The 16,712-nt window shown below is 65.2% G+C and carries 16 protein-coding genes and 3 tRNA genes; 6 read left to right on the forward strand and 13 right to left on the reverse strand.

Going from position 1 to position 16,712, the window contains the following annotated elements; genetic code table 11:
- From AC07PE_RS15805 to AC07PE_RS15820, 4 genes are all read right to left on the reverse strand, one after another.
- A partial coding sequence (locus AC07PE_RS15805) for a GTP-binding protein (protein WP_498766092.1) occupies nucleotides 1-668 on the reverse strand: 668 nt, incomplete at its 3' end.
- Nucleotides 669-749: 81 nt separating this feature from the next.
- Nucleotides 750-824 (reverse strand) — tRNA-Thr (locus AC07PE_RS15810).
- Nucleotides 825-835: 11 nt separating this feature from the next.
- Nucleotides 836-909, reverse strand: a tRNA-Gly gene (locus tag AC07PE_RS15815).
- Between the two features lie 54 nt (nucleotides 910-963).
- Nucleotides 964-1,048 (reverse strand) — tRNA-Tyr (locus tag AC07PE_RS15820).
- Between the two features lie 205 nt (nucleotides 1,049-1,253).
- Here AC07PE_RS15820 and AC07PE_RS15825 point away from each other — a divergent pair.
- A complete protein-coding gene (locus tag AC07PE_RS15825) occupies nucleotides 1,254-4,514 on the forward strand; it encodes an EAL domain-containing protein (RefSeq protein WP_498766094.1) in 3,261 nt (1,086 codons plus the stop codon).
- Here AC07PE_RS15825 and AC07PE_RS15830 read toward each other — a convergent pair.
- The 4 genes from AC07PE_RS15830 to AC07PE_RS15845 all read right to left on the reverse strand — a co-directional run bounded on the left by AC07PE_RS15830 (nucleotide 4,480) and on the right by AC07PE_RS15845 (nucleotide 9,999).
- Complete coding sequence (locus AC07PE_RS15830; RefSeq protein WP_498766096.1) at nucleotides 4,480-6,039, reverse strand: HDOD domain-containing protein; 1,560 nt, start codon at nucleotides 6,037-6,039, stop codon at nucleotides 4,480-4,482. The genes AC07PE_RS15825 and AC07PE_RS15830 overlap by 35 nt on opposite strands.
- Nucleotides 6,036-7,661, reverse strand: a complete 1,626-nt coding sequence (locus tag AC07PE_RS15835; RefSeq protein ID WP_498766098.1) for a response regulator — start codon at nucleotides 7,659-7,661, stop codon at nucleotides 6,036-6,038. The genes AC07PE_RS15830 and AC07PE_RS15835 overlap by 4 nt, the downstream gene beginning before the upstream one ends.
- 170 nt (nucleotides 7,662-7,831) lie before the next feature.
- The gene (locus AC07PE_RS15840; protein WP_498766100.1) at nucleotides 7,832-8,785 is read right to left on the reverse strand and encodes a J domain-containing protein; all 954 of its coding nucleotides are present in this window, start codon (nucleotides 8,783-8,785) and stop codon (nucleotides 7,832-7,834) included.
- A 65-nt stretch (nucleotides 8,786-8,850) separates the two neighbouring features.
- Nucleotides 8,851-9,999, reverse strand: coding sequence for a class I SAM-dependent methyltransferase (locus tag AC07PE_RS15845; RefSeq protein ID WP_498766101.1), 1,149 nt, complete (start codon nucleotides 9,997-9,999; stop codon nucleotides 8,851-8,853).
- 30 nt (nucleotides 10,000-10,029) lie between these two features.
- Here AC07PE_RS15845 and AC07PE_RS15850 point away from each other — a divergent pair, with 30 nt between their 5' ends.
- From AC07PE_RS15850 to AC07PE_RS15865, 4 genes are read left to right on the forward strand one after another with little or no spacing between them, the layout of a single operon-like run.
- Entirely contained in the window at nucleotides 10,030-10,827 is a 798-nt protein-coding gene (locus tag AC07PE_RS15850) for an SDR family oxidoreductase (RefSeq protein WP_498766103.1), read from the forward strand.
- A gap of 9 nt (nucleotides 10,828-10,836) precedes the next feature.
- Nucleotides 10,837-11,235 carry a dihydroneopterin aldolase gene (locus AC07PE_RS15855; RefSeq protein ID WP_498766105.1) on the forward strand — a complete coding sequence of 133 codons (399 nt, stop codon included), beginning with the start codon at nucleotides 10,837-10,839 and terminating at the stop codon, nucleotides 11,233-11,235.
- Nucleotides 11,232-12,152 carry a tRNA 2-thiocytidine(32) synthetase TtcA gene (gene ttcA, locus AC07PE_RS15860; protein ID WP_498766107.1) on the forward strand — a complete coding sequence of 307 codons (921 nt, stop codon included), beginning with the start codon at nucleotides 11,232-11,234 and terminating at the stop codon, nucleotides 12,150-12,152. The genes AC07PE_RS15855 and ttcA overlap by 4 nt, the downstream gene beginning before the upstream one ends.
- 21 nt (nucleotides 12,153-12,173) lie before the next feature.
- On the forward strand, nucleotides 12,174-12,668 hold the full coding sequence (locus AC07PE_RS15865) for a SixA phosphatase family protein (protein WP_498766109.1): 495 nt from the start codon (nucleotides 12,174-12,176) through the stop codon (nucleotides 12,666-12,668).
- Here AC07PE_RS15865 and AC07PE_RS15870 read toward each other — a convergent pair.
- The 4 genes from AC07PE_RS15870 to AC07PE_RS15885 form a co-directional block, all read right to left on the reverse strand.
- A complete protein-coding gene (locus AC07PE_RS15870) occupies nucleotides 12,665-12,889 on the reverse strand; it encodes a hypothetical protein (protein ID WP_498766111.1) in 225 nt (74 codons plus the stop codon). The genes AC07PE_RS15865 and AC07PE_RS15870 overlap by 4 nt on opposite strands.
- A gap of 86 nt (nucleotides 12,890-12,975) precedes the next feature.
- Nucleotides 12,976-13,485, reverse strand: a complete 510-nt coding sequence (locus AC07PE_RS15875) for a hypothetical protein (protein ID WP_498766113.1) — start codon at nucleotides 13,483-13,485, stop codon at nucleotides 12,976-12,978.
- Nucleotides 13,486-13,562: 77 nt separating this feature from the next.
- Nucleotides 13,563-13,871, reverse strand: a complete 309-nt coding sequence (locus AC07PE_RS15880) for a hypothetical protein (protein ID WP_498766115.1) — start codon at nucleotides 13,869-13,871, stop codon at nucleotides 13,563-13,565.
- A gap of 24 nt (nucleotides 13,872-13,895) precedes the next feature.
- Nucleotides 13,896-14,366 (reverse strand): YciI family protein, encoded by a 471-nt coding sequence (locus AC07PE_RS15885; RefSeq protein WP_498766117.1) that lies wholly within the window; start codon nucleotides 14,364-14,366, stop codon nucleotides 13,896-13,898.
- A 145-nt stretch (nucleotides 14,367-14,511) separates the two neighbouring features.
- Here AC07PE_RS15885 and AC07PE_RS15890 point away from each other — a divergent pair, with 145 nt between their 5' ends.
- The gene (locus tag AC07PE_RS15890; protein ID WP_498766119.1) at nucleotides 14,512-15,798 is read left to right on the forward strand and encodes a sugar MFS transporter; all 1,287 of its coding nucleotides are present in this window, start codon (nucleotides 14,512-14,514) and stop codon (nucleotides 15,796-15,798) included.
- On the opposite strand, the gene AC07PE_RS15895 is transcribed toward AC07PE_RS15890, so the two are convergent.
- The gene (locus AC07PE_RS15895) at nucleotides 15,799-16,686 is read right to left on the reverse strand and encodes a glycosyltransferase family protein (protein WP_498766121.1); all 888 of its coding nucleotides are present in this window, start codon (nucleotides 16,684-16,686) and stop codon (nucleotides 15,799-15,801) included.
- Nucleotides 16,687-16,712: the final 26 nt, after the last annotated feature.

Below are 16,712 nucleotides of genomic sequence, written 5' to 3' on the forward strand. Positions count from 1 at the left end.
ATCGAGAACACGTCTTCCACCGGCATCAGGAAGGCGCCGTCAACGGCACGTTCCGGGGTCGGGATGTAGGTGTCCAGTGCTTCAGCCAGACGGATGATGCAGTCTTCGCCCATCTCGCCAGCCTGGCCTTCCAGCGCCATACGAGCCGAACCCTTGATGATCGGCAGGTCGTCGCCCGGGAACTCGTACTTCGAGAGGAGCTCACGCACTTCCATTTCGACCAGTTCCAGCAGTTCTGCGTCGTCGACCAGGTCGCACTTGTTCAGGAACACGATGATGTACGGAACGCCAACCTGACGCGCCAGCAGGATGTGCTCGCGGGTCTGCGGCATCGGGCCGTCAGCGGCCGAGCACACCAGGATCGCGCCGTCCATCTGGGCAGCACCGGTAATCATGTTCTTGATGTAGTCGGCGTGGCCTGGGCAGTCAACGTGCGCGTAGTGACGATTTGCGGTTTCGTACTCGACGTGCGCGGTGTTGATGGTGATGCCGCGTGCTTTCTCTTCCGGAGCCGCGTCGATCTGGTCGTAGGCCTTGGCTTCACCGCCGAATTTCTTCGACAAAACGGTTGCGATTGCAGCCGTCAGGGTGGTTTTGCCGTGGTCAACGTGACCAATGGTGCCGACGTTGACGTGCGGCTTGGTCCGTTCGAATTTTTCCTTTGCCATTCTTGACTCCTAAGATCCTAACGATGTTTGAAATTACCAGGCACGCCTGACGGTCGAGACTACGACTGCCGTACTAAATTCTGGTGCCCTTGACGTGGATTGAACACGTGGCCTCTCCCTTACCAAGGGAGTGCTCTACCACTGAGCTACAAGGGCTTATTTGAAACTGGAGCGGGTGAAGGGAATCGAACCCTCGTCATAAGCTTGGAAGGCTTCAGCTCTACCATTGAGCTACACCCGCACGAGGTACTTCTCAACTCAACTGCTTTCGATTCACAACACGATCAACGCTTTTTGGTGGTGGGGGCTGGATTCGAACCAGCGTACTCAGAGAGGGCAGATTTACAGTCTGCTGCCTTTAACCACTCGGCCACCCCACCGCGAAGAACCGCAGAGTATGAAGCACGGACAAACTACTGTCAACTATTGTTTTATCAGAACTGATCCGACTCACATAGTGTCGTTGCTTCGGGGCGTGATTGTAGCGACCCGACCGCAAGTCCGCAAGGGCTGTTTTCAGATTATTCATGACAAGCGCCCCGTATTTACCGAAACCGCTAGACTGCTCCCAAAACGGGGTTGAGCATGGTCCGCATTCCACCGCGCGGTACGGCACGATGGCATTGGTCCCAGCTGTTGCTGGCGAGTCTGTTCGTCGTCGGCATCTATGTGGCCATGCGCTTCATCAGCGACGTGCTCGACCTGCCTCCCGGCTATGCCACGCCGGTGTTCCTCCCGGCCGGCGCCGGCTTCGCGCTGGCGGTCACGACCGGCTGGCGCATCCTTCCCGCCATCGCCCTGGGCTCGGGTTTGCTGCACCTGCCCGGCGCCTGGCTCGGGCCCGACGCCACCCCGTCCGCCGGCGCCGTCATCCTGATCGTCACCACCATCGGCTCGGTGCTGCAGGCCTGGCTCGGCGCCAGGTGGTTCCGGCGCCTGGCGCGGCCGGCGCTCGACTCGGCGCGCGACGTCGGCCGCTTCCTGCTGCTGGCGCCCCTGATGTGCCTGATCAACGCCAGCCTGAGCGTGCCCACGCTGTACTGGCTGGGCCTGGTGCCTGCCGCGGAGCGCTGGGCCAACTGGGTCAACTGGTGGGCCGGCGACACGATCGGCGTTTTGCTCGCCGCGCCGCTGGTATGGATCATCTGCGGACGCCCGCGCCCGCTATGGCGCCGCCGCGCCCTGCCGGTCGCCCTGCCCTTGATCATGGCGGCAACGGCCGTGGTGGCGGTCTACGAACAGGCCGTCAAATGGGAGACCGAGCAGCACCTGCAGCCCTACCGCCTCAAGGCTCAGCAGGTGGCGGACAAGCTGCAGGCCGAGCTGAACGAACACGAACGCTTCGTCGGCACTTTCGCGCGCACCCTCGGCGCTGAAGAAAAGTACATGGCGCGCGACAAATTCCTGCGCATCGCCAGGGGCTATGTGGATGGCCGGCGCGACATCACCGGCATCAACTGGATGGTGCCGGTGAGCAGCGCCGAGCGCCCCGCCTTCGAAGCCTGGGTGCGCGCGGAGATCGACCCGGCCTTCACGGGCTTGCGCGAGATCGGCGCGGATCAAAAACCGCACCCGGCCCCTGAGCGGGCGCTCTACCTGCCGATGCTCTATACCTGGCCGCCGAGCAATAGCTTCATGCGCGGCATCGACTTCCTGACGGCGCCGGGGCGCATCGAAATCACGCGGCGCGCATTAAGCAGCACACAGCCGGTCGCCTCGCCGCCGCTCAAGCTGGTCACGACCGGCGCCACCGGTATCGTGCTGCTGCGGACGGTGGCCGAGCCCGGCCTGGCGCCGGTGGGCATGCTGGCCCTGGTGCTGGACGCACATACCTTCGTCGAACAGGCGCTCAAGCGCAGCGGCTTCGGCGGCTTCGAGCTCAGCCTGGCCGACGTCAGCGACAGAAAGCCGCATGCGCTGGTCGGCGACTTCCTGCGCCCCGCCCAGCGCGCCGACTACCGCGTCAATCTGTCCTACGGCGGCCGCGCGTATGCGCTGCGGTTTTCGCCCACGCCGGCCTACATGGAAGAGCAGCGCGGCCTGGTCAGCTGGACCGTGCTGACCGGCGGCCTGCTGCTGACCGCGCTGCTGGGCGCCCTGATGCTGCTGACCAGCGGCGAACGCGCCGCGGTCGAAGCCAAGGTGGCCGACCGCACCGCGCGCCTGCGCGACCGCGAGGCGCGCCTGCAGGCCATCCTCGACAATGCGGGCGACGCCATCGTCACCGTCGACGCCGGCGGCGTGGTGGTGTCGGCGAATCCGGCCACGGCCGCGCTGTTCGGCTATCCGCTGAACCACCTGCAGGGCCTGGACTTCACCACCCTGGTGCCGGGCGCGGCCGGCGAAGACGGCGCCGAGCTGCTGCGGCGCCTGGACGGGGCGCCGACCGACGAACGCGAACTCAACGGCATCGATGCGCGCGCCGTGCCCTTCCCGCTGGCCGTATCGGTGTCGCAGGTAAAGCTGCCGGGCGAGCGGATGTACGTCTGCATTCTGCGCGACCTGACCGAGCAGCACCGCTCGCAGGCCGACATCCATCGCCTGGCCCACCATGACCCGCTCACCGGCCTCGAGAACCGCGCCGCGCTCGGCATGCGGCTGGAGCAGCAGCTGGCCCTGGCGCGCCGCGCAAACACCCCGCTGGCGGTGCTGTTCATCGACCTCGACCACTTCAAGAAGATCAACGATTCGCTCGGCCACCAGGCCGGCGACCAGCTGCTGGTGGGCGCCAGCGCGCGCATGAAGGACCTGCTGCGCGACGTCGACACCCTGGCGCGCCTGGGCGGCGACGAATTCATCATCGTGCTGGCCGGCCCGCTCACGCCGGACAGCGTGACGGCGGTGGCGGTGCGCCTGGTCGAATCGCTGCAGCAGCCGTATTACTTGGGCGGCATCACCGCGCACAGCGGCGCCAGCGTGGGCGTGGCCCTGTTCCCGGACGACGGCGAGGAAGCCGACACCCTGGTGCGCCACGCCGACATGGCGATGTACGCCGCCAAGCGTGACGGTCGCGGCAACTTCCGGTTCTTCTCGCCGGCGATGAACGCCGCCACCCACGAGCACCTGATGCTGGAGAACCGGATGTGGGCGGCGCTCGAGCACGGCGGCTTCGAGGTCCACCTGCAGGCCCAGGTCGCGCTCGACACCGGGCGCGTGATCGGCGCCGAGGCGCTGCTGCGCTGGCACGATCCGGAACTGGGCGACATCGAGCCGAGCCGCTTCATCCCGATCGCCGAGGAATCCGGCCTGATCCTGCCGCTCGGCGACTGGGTGCTGGCGCGCGCCATGGCCCTGCTGGCCGAATGGCAACACGAGGGGCTGGGCGGGCTGCGCCTGGCCGTGAACCTGTCGGCGCGCCAGTTCGGCGGCGGCGCCCTGCTGGCCCGGCTCGACCAGTTGCTGGACCAGCACCCGATCGACCCTTCCCTGCTCGAACTGGAGATTACGGAAACGGCCGCCATGCGCGACCCGGAAAACACCCGCGCCCTGCTGCGCCAGCTGCGCGCGCGCGGCTTCAAGCTGGCGATCGACGACTTCGGCACCGGCTATTCTTCGCTGGCCTACCTCAAATTGTTCGCGATCGACCGCATCAAGATCGACCGCGGCTTCGTGAAGGACATCGAGCACGACCCGAACGACGCCGCGATCGTCGGCGCGACGATCGGGCTGGCGCATTCGCTCGGCTTATCGGTGGTGGCGGAAGGGGTCGAGACCCAGTACCAGCGCGGCTTCCTGCGCGACAAGCGCAGCGACGAAGCCCAGGGCTATTTGTTCGGCCGGCCGATGCCGGCGCGCGAGTTCGGCGACTTCGTCAGGGCGCAAGCGCAGCCAGTACCTGGCCCTTGAGCGCCTTGATCAGCGAGGTCTCGTCGGCCGGCACGCCTTCCGGCGCGGTCTGGATGCGGTCGGCATAGAACAGGCCGAGCTGGGCCTGGCCCACCACCAGCGGCAGCACGATGAAGCTTTTCGCATCCGGCAGCAGTTGGCGGTGCCAGCTTGGGAGCAGGTCGCGGATCTTGGGGCTGGAGGCGTCCGAGATCATCAGGTCGGCGTTGTTCGCCATCGCCAGGAAGAACAGGTCGCGGCTGGCGTTGTTGCTGGCCACTGCCGGGAAGGCAAACCCGGCCTGGGTCGCCGCCTTGTCGGCGCCGAAGGACACGCGAGCGCGGTACTGGCCGCGCTGAGCGTCTTTCAGGACCACGGTGGCGAAGCGGAAGCCCATCGCCGTGTAGAGCGTCTCGAGCACCGCCAGCACCACGTCGTTGACCTTGTGTCCGCCCGCGGCGCGCATCTGCGTCACGTCCTGGACCCCGGCCAGCAGCAGTTCGCGCGCATTGCGCGGCTTGCCGCTCGGGTAGTTGCCCTCTTCTTCCTCGCCGGCGCCGAGGGTCGCCAGCAGCAGCACGTTGGGCATGCCGTCGCCGTCGCTTTCCGGCGGGCGCGGCACCGGCTCCAGGTTCATGCTCTGCAGCAGGCCGGTCATCTCCTGCGCCACCGCGGCGAACATCTCGTTCAGCTGCTGGGCGTCGATGTTCAAGGCATGGCCGTAGCGCGCCAGCAGGGCCTGCGCTTCCGGGCTGCCGGCCGGGTCGCCGGGCTTGGCCAGCAGGCGCGCCACGTCCAGGCTGAACGAGGCCACCTGACGCATCCATTCGCCGCGGTTGACGGCCACCTTCAGCGTGCCCTCCGGCAGCGGGCGCTGGGCGCGCATGATCACGTCCGGGATCTTCCATTCGCCCAGCACGGCCTCGGACAGCGCGTCGTAACTGCAGCCGAGGATCATCTGGGCCGCCTGCGCGAGCTTGTGCTTGCCGGAGGCGACCAAGGCCTTGACCTCGCGGTAGCGCTCGTGCTCGTGGGACGCCACCAGCAGCGGGCCCAGGTTCTTGAACAGGGCCCCGATCGAGGCTTCCTCGGCGCCCTGGTAAAAGCTGTGGCGCGCCATTTCGCGCCCGACCAGGCTGGCGCACAGCGAGGCCTCCAGCTCGATCCGCACGCTCCACGCATGCTCGCTGCTGGCCAGCGCGTCCACCAGCAGCATCGCCAGCGCGGTGGTCTTGACGTTGTCGAAGCCGAGCAGGGAGATCGCACGCGAGATGGTGGTGACGGCGGTGCCGGAGGCGGTGCGGTACTTGACGGTGTTCGCCAGGCGCAGGATGCGCTGGGTGAGGGCGACGTCGGACAGCACGTAATAGGCCAGCGCATGGGTGCCTTCGTCGTCCGAGGACGCCATCTGCACCACGCGCGCGACCGAGCTGCCGAGCGCGAACATGTCTTCGTCGCCGCAGACCTTGTTCAGGAGCGCGGCGCGGACCCGGCGGCCGTCAGGAATCTCGTCCGGCGCCAATGGCGAAAGGGGTGCTGCATTCATTTACGTCGCGGAGCCTTGTTGTATTTCTTGAGTACCTGCTGGTGCAGGCCGGCCAGCGCCGGCAGTTTCGGGTTGACGGGGTCCAGGCGGCGCACCGCGCCGATATACGAGATGGCCTGCTGGCCCAGGCGCTCGTCCCAGCCGCCATTGTCGAGGCATTTCAAGACGGCCAGCGCCGCGTTGAACACCACCTGCGGGTTGTCGGGCAGCTTGGCCACCGCTTCCTGCATCAGCGCCACCGCGCCCTTGAAGTCGCCCTCTTTCGCTTTGGCGGCGCCGCCGGCCACCAGGTCGACCACCTGCTGGCGGCTTTCCCTGGCCAGCTGCTGGGCCAGGTCGCCATGGCCGGTCTTCTCGAACACCGCCATCGCGCGGCCCATGGCAGCGCCGTTCGGGGCGTTGCGCATCACCTCGCGCATCACCTCGGCGGCGCCCTCTTCCATGTTGTTCTCGATCGCCACCCGCGCCAGCTCCAGCTTCAGGTCGGGCGCCAGCGCCGGCGCATCCTTGCAGGCGGCCAGCGCCGCGATCAGGGATTCGTTCAGGCGCGCCTCGTTGCCGGTAAATTCATGCACCATGCTGGAGGCGATCGCGCTGCACAGCGCCGTGCCCTTCTGGAAGGCCATCGACTTGTCGAGGTCGCGGATCACGGCCGCGGCCTGCACCGGATCGCCCTTGCGCACCAGGGTCTGCACCAGGCGCACGTGGTCTTGCGGGTCCTTGAATTCCGAGTACTTGGCCTTGCTGACCACCTGCTTCAGCACTTTTTCGGCGATATCGTGGTCGCCGGCCTCGAGTGCGGTCTCGCCCAGCTTGCGCAGGCGCCGCACCGCATGCGGCGAAACGGCCACGGCCTCGCCCAGCACCGCCTGCGCCTGGTCCAGCGCGCCCACCGCCTCGTGGGTGCGGGCCAGCCAGTCGTAGGCATCGACGAAGTTCTTGTTGCTATCGACCAGGTCTTCGAGCAGGTCCTGCGCCTCGTGGAAGCGCTCGCGCAGGAACAGGGTCTTGGCCAGGCCCAGGCGCGCCCAGGCGATCGCCTTGGCCTCGATCAGGCGCCGGTAGATCGGCTCGGCCTGCTCTGGTTCGCCCAGGAACATGTGCAGCTCGGCGCGCAGGCGCAGGAAGTCGATCGCGTAGCGCGGATGCTTTTCCTCGCCCTCGATGCACAGCTCGATCGCCTCGCGCTGGTTGCCCGACTCCATCAGCTCGTACACCGGCAGGAACACGTTGCGTTTTTCGAGCGCGCGGGCAATGCGCTCGAGCAGGCGGTCGGCGGTGAAGGGTTTCAGGATGTAGTCGGTGGGGCCGAGCTCGGCGGCGCTCACGACCTTGCCATAGTCGCCCTCGGCCGTCACCATGAAAAACATGGTCGCCAGCGGCATCAGCTTGTGGTGGCGCAGGTCCTCGAGCAGTTGCTGGCCGTCCTGGCCGCCTTCCAGCGCGTATTCGCACAGCACCAGGTCGTAGGGCTTGATTCCAAGATGCTTGACCGCCTGGTTGGAGCTGCCGGCATGGTCGACCTTGTTCAAGCCGCACATTGTCAGCATGTTATGGATCGTCGCGCGCATCCCGGCATGCGGCTCGATGATGAGGGCGGTCAGCCCATCTAGTTCGTTCATATCCCGGTGTTTTCCGTTCTGCCTGCGTTGGGCGTGGGCCTGCGGACTGCATGGGCCCGCGGCTGTCCGAGTATATTACGTCCAGGGAACAAAATACTTAAATTCACCCCTGCGCGGCCGCATGAACTGTCTCAGAAAACCACACTTCGTGGGTGGCGGCGGGTGAAAGCCTAGTTGGCGGCCGCTTGGCGTACCGGGCGACGACCGCCGTTCGCGCATTCGGCGCGGGTGCCGCCCACCACGATGTTCTGGTAGCGGACCTCGTACTTGCCGGCCGAGAGCTTGTCGACCAGGAACCTGGCGCGCCCCAGCACATAGGCATGGCGCACGTTCGAGCGGCGGTCCAGGTCGTACACCTTGACCAGCACCGGCGAGGGATTGTTGCTGTTGTCGATCAGGATCTGCATTTCCTCGCCCTGGTTACCGACTGGGAAGCTGTCGATATAGCCGGACTGGGCCGGCCACGGGTCGCCGTTCGGCGAAACCTGGCTCTGCAGGTCGGTATCGCAGTCCGGCGCGCGCGCCGGCACCACCAGCTGGGTCACGCCCAGGGCCTTGATGTCGGGCGGGACATCGGTCTGGCCCGCCGGACGGGCCCAGCCGTCGTTGCTGGTGTCGGTGCCCAGCGGATCGGGCGGGGAATTCGGGGCGCCGCTGCTCGAGCCCGGCGGCTTGCCGGCCCAGGCCAGCGCGGCCGGCAGCACCTTGGGCGGATCGACCAGCAGGATGGTCAGCACCACGCCGCCCGCGAAAAAGGCCAGCATCCCGCCCCACCAGCGCGGCGCCAGCAGGAAGCGCCAGCGCGACGGCGCGGCGACCTGGCGCGGCTCCCATGCGGCCTCGCCGCGGGTTTTATGCTGGCCGTCTTCACCGCTGCTCTCCAGCCATTCGACTTCCCATTCCTCGGAAGCGATCCAGTCGTCGTGCTCCTTGCGGCGGATCGGGTCGGACAGGATGTTGTAGGCGGTATTGACGATCGCCATGATCTTGGCGGCGCGCTCGTCACCCGGATTCTTGTCGGGATGGTATTTCTGGCTCAGCGCCTTGTAGGCCGCACGAATGACTTCCTGAGGCGCGTGACGCGACACCTTCAGATTGTCATAGTGTGTGTGGATTTTGGCCATAAGGTCGGAGCGTAGTGACGGTACAGCATAGCCGGGTTTATATCCGGCGCGCAAGTTGTCAGATTTTAAAGCCGGTGGCTACGGTCCGCACGCACAATTGCCGGGTCGAGCTCTACATCTTTCCCGACCAGCAGGACCTTGAAGAGTTCCCCCATTTCAGCCGGCGACACCAATTTTTGAACAGCCTTTGATTGCGGCAGGTAGCGCAGCGCATCCTCGGGGTCGGTGCGCAGCAGCAGATCGCCGATGCCGGCCGCCAGCAGGAAGGGCGCCTGGCTCATGTAGCCGAGCACGTCCAGGCCGGCATCCTGCGCGGCCAGGGCCATGGCGGTGAAGTCGACGTGGGCCGTAATGTCCTGCAGGCCGGGCAGATAGAAGGGATCCGGGTGCGCGTGGTGGCGGTAGTGGCACATCAGGGTACCGCTGCTGCGCTCGTGGAAATAGTATTCGTGGGCCGGGAAGCCGTAGTCGAACAGGATCGCCGCGCCCTTACCGTTCTTGAACATCGCGGCCAGCGAGCGCATGAAGCCGCAGGCCACCGGGTGGACCTCGGTCAGGTAGCCGTCCTGCAGGGAGGCGGCGTCCGGGATCTGGCGCTCGACCTGCTCCAGCAGCGCGGCGTCGATCTCACCGGGAATCAGGGTGAAGGCGCCGGCCGCGATGGTGACGTACTGGCGGGTCCAGCCGGTCCCCTCCTTCATGACCAGTTCGACCGGCATGGCGTCCAGCACCTCGTTGGCCAGCACCACGCCCTGAAAACCGTCCGGGAAGCCGTTCAGCCAGCGCACCTGCGGGAAATCCTTCAGCGCCTCCTGCTGGCGCGCGCGCAGCTCGCCCGACAGTTCGATGATGGTATAGCTGTCGACCTGCACCCCGAGTTCGGCCAGCGCAGTCAGGACGTCGCGCGCCAGCTTGCCGGTGCCGGCGCCGAATTCGATGATGTTGGGGCCACTTTGGGCCATAATAGCGGCGCTTGCTCGCGCCAGCGTGGCGCCGAACAGTGGGCTGATCTCGGGCGCGGTAGTAAAGTCGCCGTCCCTGCCCAGCTTGGCCGCACCGCCGCTGTAATAACCGAGGTTGGGCGCGTACAGCGCGAGTTCCATGAAACGCGAAAACGGGATGGCGCCGCCTTGTTCGGCGATCTCGGCAGCAATCAGGCGCTGCAAGGCCTGGGACGCGGCCAGCGCGTCGCTATTCGGTGCGGGTAGGGACATCCGGCCATTGTAGGACATATCAAGCAGAACATGACAGACACCGCTTCCATCGACAGCACTGGCCACGCCGGCCGCGCCCGCGTGGCCCTGGTGACAGGCGCCGGCCGCCGCATCGGGCGCGAAATCGCGCTCGGCATGGCCCGAGCCGGCTGGGACCTCGCCGTGCATTACCGCGCCTCGCAAGCCGAGGCCGAAGAGGTGGTGCACGCGATCCGCGCGCTCGGCCGCCGCGCCGTCGCGCTGCACGCCGACCTGGCCGACGAGCATGCGGTACGCCAGCTGCCCCGTGAAGCGGCCCACCTGCTGGGCGGCCTGGATTGCATCGTCAACAACGCTTCGTTGTTCGAATACGACAAGCCGGCAGCCTTCTCGCCCGCCCTGCTGGCAAGCCACATGCAGTGCAATGTGGCCGCGCCGCTGCTGCTGGCACAGGAACTGCATGCCTTGGTAGCGGAAGGCGGCCAGGCCGTGGTGGTCAACCTGCTCGACCAGAAACTGTACAATCTCAACCCGGATTTTTTGTCGTACACGCTGTCCAAATCGGCACTGCACACGGCGACGACGCTGCTGGCCCAGGCCCTGGCGCCGAAGCTGCGCGTGGTCGGCGTCGCCCCCGGCATCACGATGGTGTCCGGCGACCAGACCGAGGACGGCTTCGCGCAGGCCCATACGGTCACGCCGCTGGGGCGCTCGTCCACCCCGCAGGACATCGTCGACGCCGTCTGCTATGCGGCGAATGCACGCGCCCTGACCGGCACCACCCTGCTGGTCGATGGCGGCCAGCACCTGGTGCCGCTGGAGCGCGACGTGATGTTTTTAACTAAATAAAAGGTTTCTATGTTGTCCGCCCTGTCCCACCCGCAGCTGCGCGATTGCCGTCGCCTGTTCCTGCGCAATTACGAAGTCATGATCAACATCGGCGTGCATGACTTCGAGAAGAAGGGCGAGCAACGCGTCCTGATCAATGTCGAGCTGTACATCCCGCTGGCCATGTCGACCCCGAAGGACGACCAGTTGCACGAGGTGGTCGACTACGACTTCATGCGCGAAACCATCGCCAAACGCATCGCCCAAGGCCACGTGCACCTGCAGGAAACCCTGTGCGACGACGTGGTCAAGGCCATGCTGGCCCACCCGCGCGTGCGCGCCGCCAGCGTGTCGACGATGAAACCGGACGTGTACCCCGACTGCGAAGGCGTCGGCGTCGAAGTATTCCAGATCAAGGATGAAGCATGAGTGAAGTGATGGATCAATTGACTGCGCAGCCTGTCGACAAGCAGGCCGAGAAAGTAGCGTACGAGAACAACAAGCTGCACAAGCGCCTGTGCCGCCAGGTCGGCCAGGCCATCGGCGATTTCAACATGATCGAGGATGGCGACAAGGTCATGGTCTGCCTGTCCGGCGGCAAGGACAGCTACGCCCTGCTGGACATCCTGATGACCCTGCGCGAGCGCGCGCCGATCAATTTCGAGATCGTCGCGGTCAACCTCGACCAGAAGCAGCCGAACTTCCCGGCCGATGTGCTGCCGGCCTACCTGGACAAGCTGGGCGTGGCGTACCACATCGAGAACCAGGACACCTACAGCATCGTCAAGCGCCTGATCCCGGAAGGTAAAACCACCTGCTCGCTGTGCTCGCGCCTGCGCCGCGGCATCCTCTACCGCGTGGCGGACGAGCTCGGCTGCAACAAGATCGCCCTTGGCCACCACCGCGACGACATCCTCGAGACCTTCTTCCTGAACATGTTCTTCGGCGCGAAGATCAAGGGCATGCCGGCGAAACTGGTCTCCGACGACGGCAAGCACATGGTGATCCGTCCGCTGGCCTACGTGAAGGAAGCGGACACCGAGCGCTATGCCGAAGTCAAAGGCTTCCCGATCATTCCTTGCGACCTGTGCGGCTCCCAGGAAAACCTGCAGCGCAAGCAGATCAAGGCCATGCTGCGCGACTGGGAAAAGAAGCACCCGGGTCGTGTCGAGAACATCTTCTCGTCGCTGAGCACGGTGGTGCCGTCGCACCTGATGGACCGCGACATGTTCGGCTTCGTCGACCTCAAGACGGATGGCGTCGCCAACCCGAACGGTGACATCGCTTTCGACGAGGAGCCGTGCTCGACGCCGTCCGTCGGTACCATTCCGCTGCAGCCGCTCTAATCCTTTGAACGGAGACCGCCGATGACCACCTTCCGCCGACTGCTGTGCGCCGCGCTGGCGGCCCTGTCCCTGCTGCCGGGCCTGGCGGCGGCGGAACCGAGCGCCATCTACCTCGTGCGCCATGGCGAGAAGATGGCCGGACAGGATCCGGAGCTGACGCCGCGCGGCCTGGCGCGCGCCCGCGACGTCGCCGCCATCCTGCACCGGGCGGGCATCACGGCCATCTTCAGCACCAAAACGCTGCGCACGCAGCAGACGGCAGCGCCGCTGGCGCAGCAAACCGGTTTAAGCGTGCAGTTTTACGATCCGCTGGCGCCGCGCGCGCTGGTCGAGCAAGTGCGCAAGCTGACGGGGGCGGTGGTGGTGGTCGGGCATTCGAATACCTTGCCGGAGCTGGTGAAGCTGTTCGGCGGCGCGCCGGGGGCGGATATTCTTGATGATGAGTTCGACCGGCTGTACCAGTTGCTGCCGGGGGCGGATGGGCAGGTCAGGACTATTCTGCTGGGGACGCCTTAAGTCCTCGGCGGCATTGCCAGCGCGCGATCGACCAGTTCTTCATCGCTAAGCGGGTCGAGGCAGTCGAGCAGCAGCCACCTTGCCTGGACGGGGTCCGGGCAGCCGGCGCAGAAGGTGTTGATTACCGATTCGAATTCTTCTTCCGACAGGGCGTGCTGCTTCGGCGGCTGGATACTGTCCAGCAGCTGAAGTAGTTGTTGCTTGTCGAGTCTTTGTTCCATTGAATTCCTGTGCTGCAGATTGCAGCTGCGCCCCTCAATCGGAGCGCGCCCTTCGAGTTTGAGGCCAAGTTCGGAAAAGACCATCCTTACGAGTTGCACGCGTTTGACCAGTTCTTGAATTCGGCCAAAAGTATACCCTCGTTAGACTCATAGATATTTCCAACGTGAGAAATCTTGACGACGTCGGAGAGTGCCTTCAGCTCCTGCATTATTTCAAACAAGCCAAGTATCGCTGGCTCATCCCATTCCGGTCCCATCCTGTAATCCAGAGCGATGAATCCCGTGCCCAGGACGAACACGCCCAAATCAGGAATCGGCGCCCCAGCTGTGGATTGCAGGCCGCCAAACACGACATGAAACACCTCCGCATCTCCGCTCAAGAAAGTGAGCGCCGGATTTTCACCAAAACGGATCGGAATCTCCGTGTTTTTACTTTTTGACCAGTAGTATGCGCCTTCCGAAGCCAGATAAGTGCCCCGGCCTTGAATGAGAGCGTATGTGTCGCCTACAACACGCTCCCGCCCGAAATCAAAATTAATATCAGGTAAAGAGCCGTCGTTTGTGCGCAGGATTTGACATACTTTGTCGATGTTCATTCACGCTTCATTACATATGTCCAGGCAAGACTTTTAACTAATCTGCTCATCAAGCAATAGCTCAAGGCGCGCTCCACTCAGATATGGAATTCCAGCGGCAGTACCTTGCCCGTAGCAACGATCTGGCGCCCTTCGACGACATCGAATACGGCGCCAGGCACCAGCGCCGAGTAATCCACGCCTTCATACATCAGCGCGACCGTGGCAATCGTCTTTTCCCCCGGCAGCGGCATGGGCACATCGGCTTGAATGAACACGACGCCGAGCATCTGCCCCGGTTCGACAACAAGGTGCGGACGATAGCTGCCCGTCATCAGCGAGACCGGTGTCAGCCGCCCACCTGCTGCAGTCGGCTTGAAATGCACTTCGATTTGGATGCGTTTCACTTTGCTGCAAGTGGACCGGTGCGCTCAGTTCTTCTCGGCCGGCTTCATAATCTTCGCATGAATATCATTCACCGCCATCAGCCCGGCCGACGCGAAGAACTTGTGATACTCCGCCACCATCTCGCCGTTGATGATCACCGGATCGGTCGCCACGAACTTCTTCGCTTCCTCGATATCCGGGGTATTGAACACGAAGATCCCGCGCCGTCCCTCGACGCCGTCCAGCGGCCCGGCCAGCACCAGCTTCTTCTCGCCGCCCAGGCGGCGCATGTTGGCGAAGTGGCCCTCGAACATCTTCTTGCGGCCTTCTCCTTCCGCCATCTTGTTCGGGCCGGTCTTCAGGATGACGAGCACATAGCTGCGCATGCCATTGTCGTTGCCGCCAAGTGACTTCGCCAGCTCGGCATCGTATTGCACGGGCGGCTTGTCCTGCGCGGCCACGGGTCCCAGCGCGCCCAGTAGGGCCGCGGAAAGGAAGAAGCGGTTCAATAACATGGTGTCACCCCCGAACGAACAAGTTGTCAGCCTAGCATGAAAAATATCTAAAGGAAACCTGTAGCTTTCATACGCAAGCGCATGTTTTTGGTGCAAAGCCATGTAATATTCTTACCTGCTGCATCAACCCACCTGGACTATTCTTATGCAAATCGGCCATCCTGCCGGCGCTGCCCAGACCGGCAACGCCCCAGCCAATGCGAACGTCGCCAGCCTGCGCGTCTTCGTGTTCGCCCTGTTCTTCATCTTCGGCGGCATCACCAGCCTGAACGACGTCATCATCCCCAAGCTGAAGGATCTCTTCACACTCAGTTATGCCCAGGCGATGCTGGTGCAGTCGGCCTTCTTTGCCGCCTACTTCATCGTCTCGCTGCCGGCGGCCAGCATCGTGCGCCGCATCGGCTACATGCGCACCGCCGTGGTCGGCCTGCTGACCATGACCGCCGGCTGCCTGCTGTTCATCCCGGCGGCTTCGTCGAGCCTGTTCGGCGCCTTCCTGCTGGCCCTGTTCGTGCTGGCGGCCGGCATCACCATCGTGCAGGTGGTGGCCAACCCGCTGATCTCGATGCTGGGCGCGCCGCAGACGGCCAGCAGCCGCCTGACCTTCGCCCAGGCCTTCAACTCGCTCGGCACCACCGTCTTCCCCTACGTCGGCGCGATCCTGATCCTCGGCTCGCTGGCCAAGGTCGACCAGGCCACGCTGGACGCGGTGCAGCTGGCGGCCTACCGCGCGGCCGAAAGCCAGGTCGTGGTCCATACCTACATCGGCCTGGCGATCGCGCTGGCCATCGTCGCGGTCATGGTCTGGGCGAACCGGAACAAAATGGTCGAGCACACCAGCCCGGAAGGCAGCATCCTCAGCGCCTTCGGCCTGCTGCAGCGCCCGCGCTTTGCCTTCGGCGCGCTGTGCATCTTCCTGTACGTCGGCGCGGAAGTGGCGGTCGGCTCGCTGATCGTCAACTACCTGATGCAGTTCGACGTGCTGGGCCTGGGCGCGGAAGACGCCGGCAAGCACGTGCCGCTGTACTGGGGCGGTGCGATGGTCGGCCGCTTCCTGGGCGCCTATGTCCTGCGCATCTGCTCGCCGGGCAAGGTGCTGGCCGTGGCCGGCGGCCTGGCTGCCGTGCTGTTGCTGGTATCCGCCGGCACCACCGGCGCCATCTCCGGCTGGTCGCTGCTGGCCATCGGCCTGGTCAATTCGATCATGTTCCCCACCATCTTCACGCTGGCTTCGGAAGGCCTGGGCGAGCGCACCGCCGAAGGCTCGGGCCTGATCTGCATGGCCATCGTCGGCGGCGCCATCGTGCCCCTGATCACCGGCTTTGCGGCCGACATGAGCAGCCTGCGCATGTCGCTGGCCGTGCCTGCCATCTGCTACCTGCTGATCCTGGCCTTCGGCTGGTACGCCCGCCGTCCGCTGGAAAACTGCTGATCACGGACTCACATCGGTCCCGGCCGGGCGGCTGCCCGGCCGCCCTCCCTCCCCCGGCTGAACCCCACGCGCCGGATTCGCGGCGCGCAGCGCCCTGGCGTTGACCCGGGCGCGTTCCTCGTCGCGCAGCCAGCCCCACTTGTTGAAATAACGCGCGCCCGACACCAGGCGATGCCACAGCATCGGCCAATCCCGGTAGGAACCCCCATCCTCGTGCACCACCGCCACGTGCGGCACGAACACCGTGCGCGCGATGCGGCCGACCCGCCGCGACAGGTCGACGTCCTCGAAGTAGTGAAAGAAGCGCTCGTCGAACAGGCCGACGCGCTGCACGGTCTCGAGCCGCATCAGCAGGAAGCAGCCCGACAGCGCCGGCACGTCCATCACCCGGGTGTAGCCGCTGCCATGCAGTTCGTAGCGCGCCTGCCGGCCGCTGGACCGGTGCAGCAGCGGGAAGAAACGGCGCACCAGCAGTTCGAGCGGATGCGGCAGCAGCCTGCACAGGGGCCGCAGGCGGCCGTCCGGATAGTGCACGCGCGGCGCCAGCAGGCCGACTTCCGGGTGCTGCTCCATCCAGGCCAGCAGCTTGCCGATGCCATCGAGCGGGATCTGGATTTCCGGGTTGAGGATGAAGTGGTAGACGCTGCCGCCGGCGATGGCCTCGCGCAGCGCCAGGTTGTGGGTGCAGGCGTAGCCGGGATTAATGCGCTGGTGGCGGTAATGGGCGCCGAAGCGCCCGGCCAGCGCGCGCAGCGTTTCCTGCGGCCCCTGTTCGATCAGGAAGACCAGCAGCCCGGGCCTGCCGGTGGTGATGCTGGCCAGCAGGCGCTCGACCTGTTCCGGCCGCTGACGGCGACAGACGATGGCGCAGCTGGCCGGCGGATTCATGGTGGTTTTGGGCCGCTCGTCCATAC

The organism is Telluria sp. GW821-FHT07G12 (assembly GCF_059418525.1).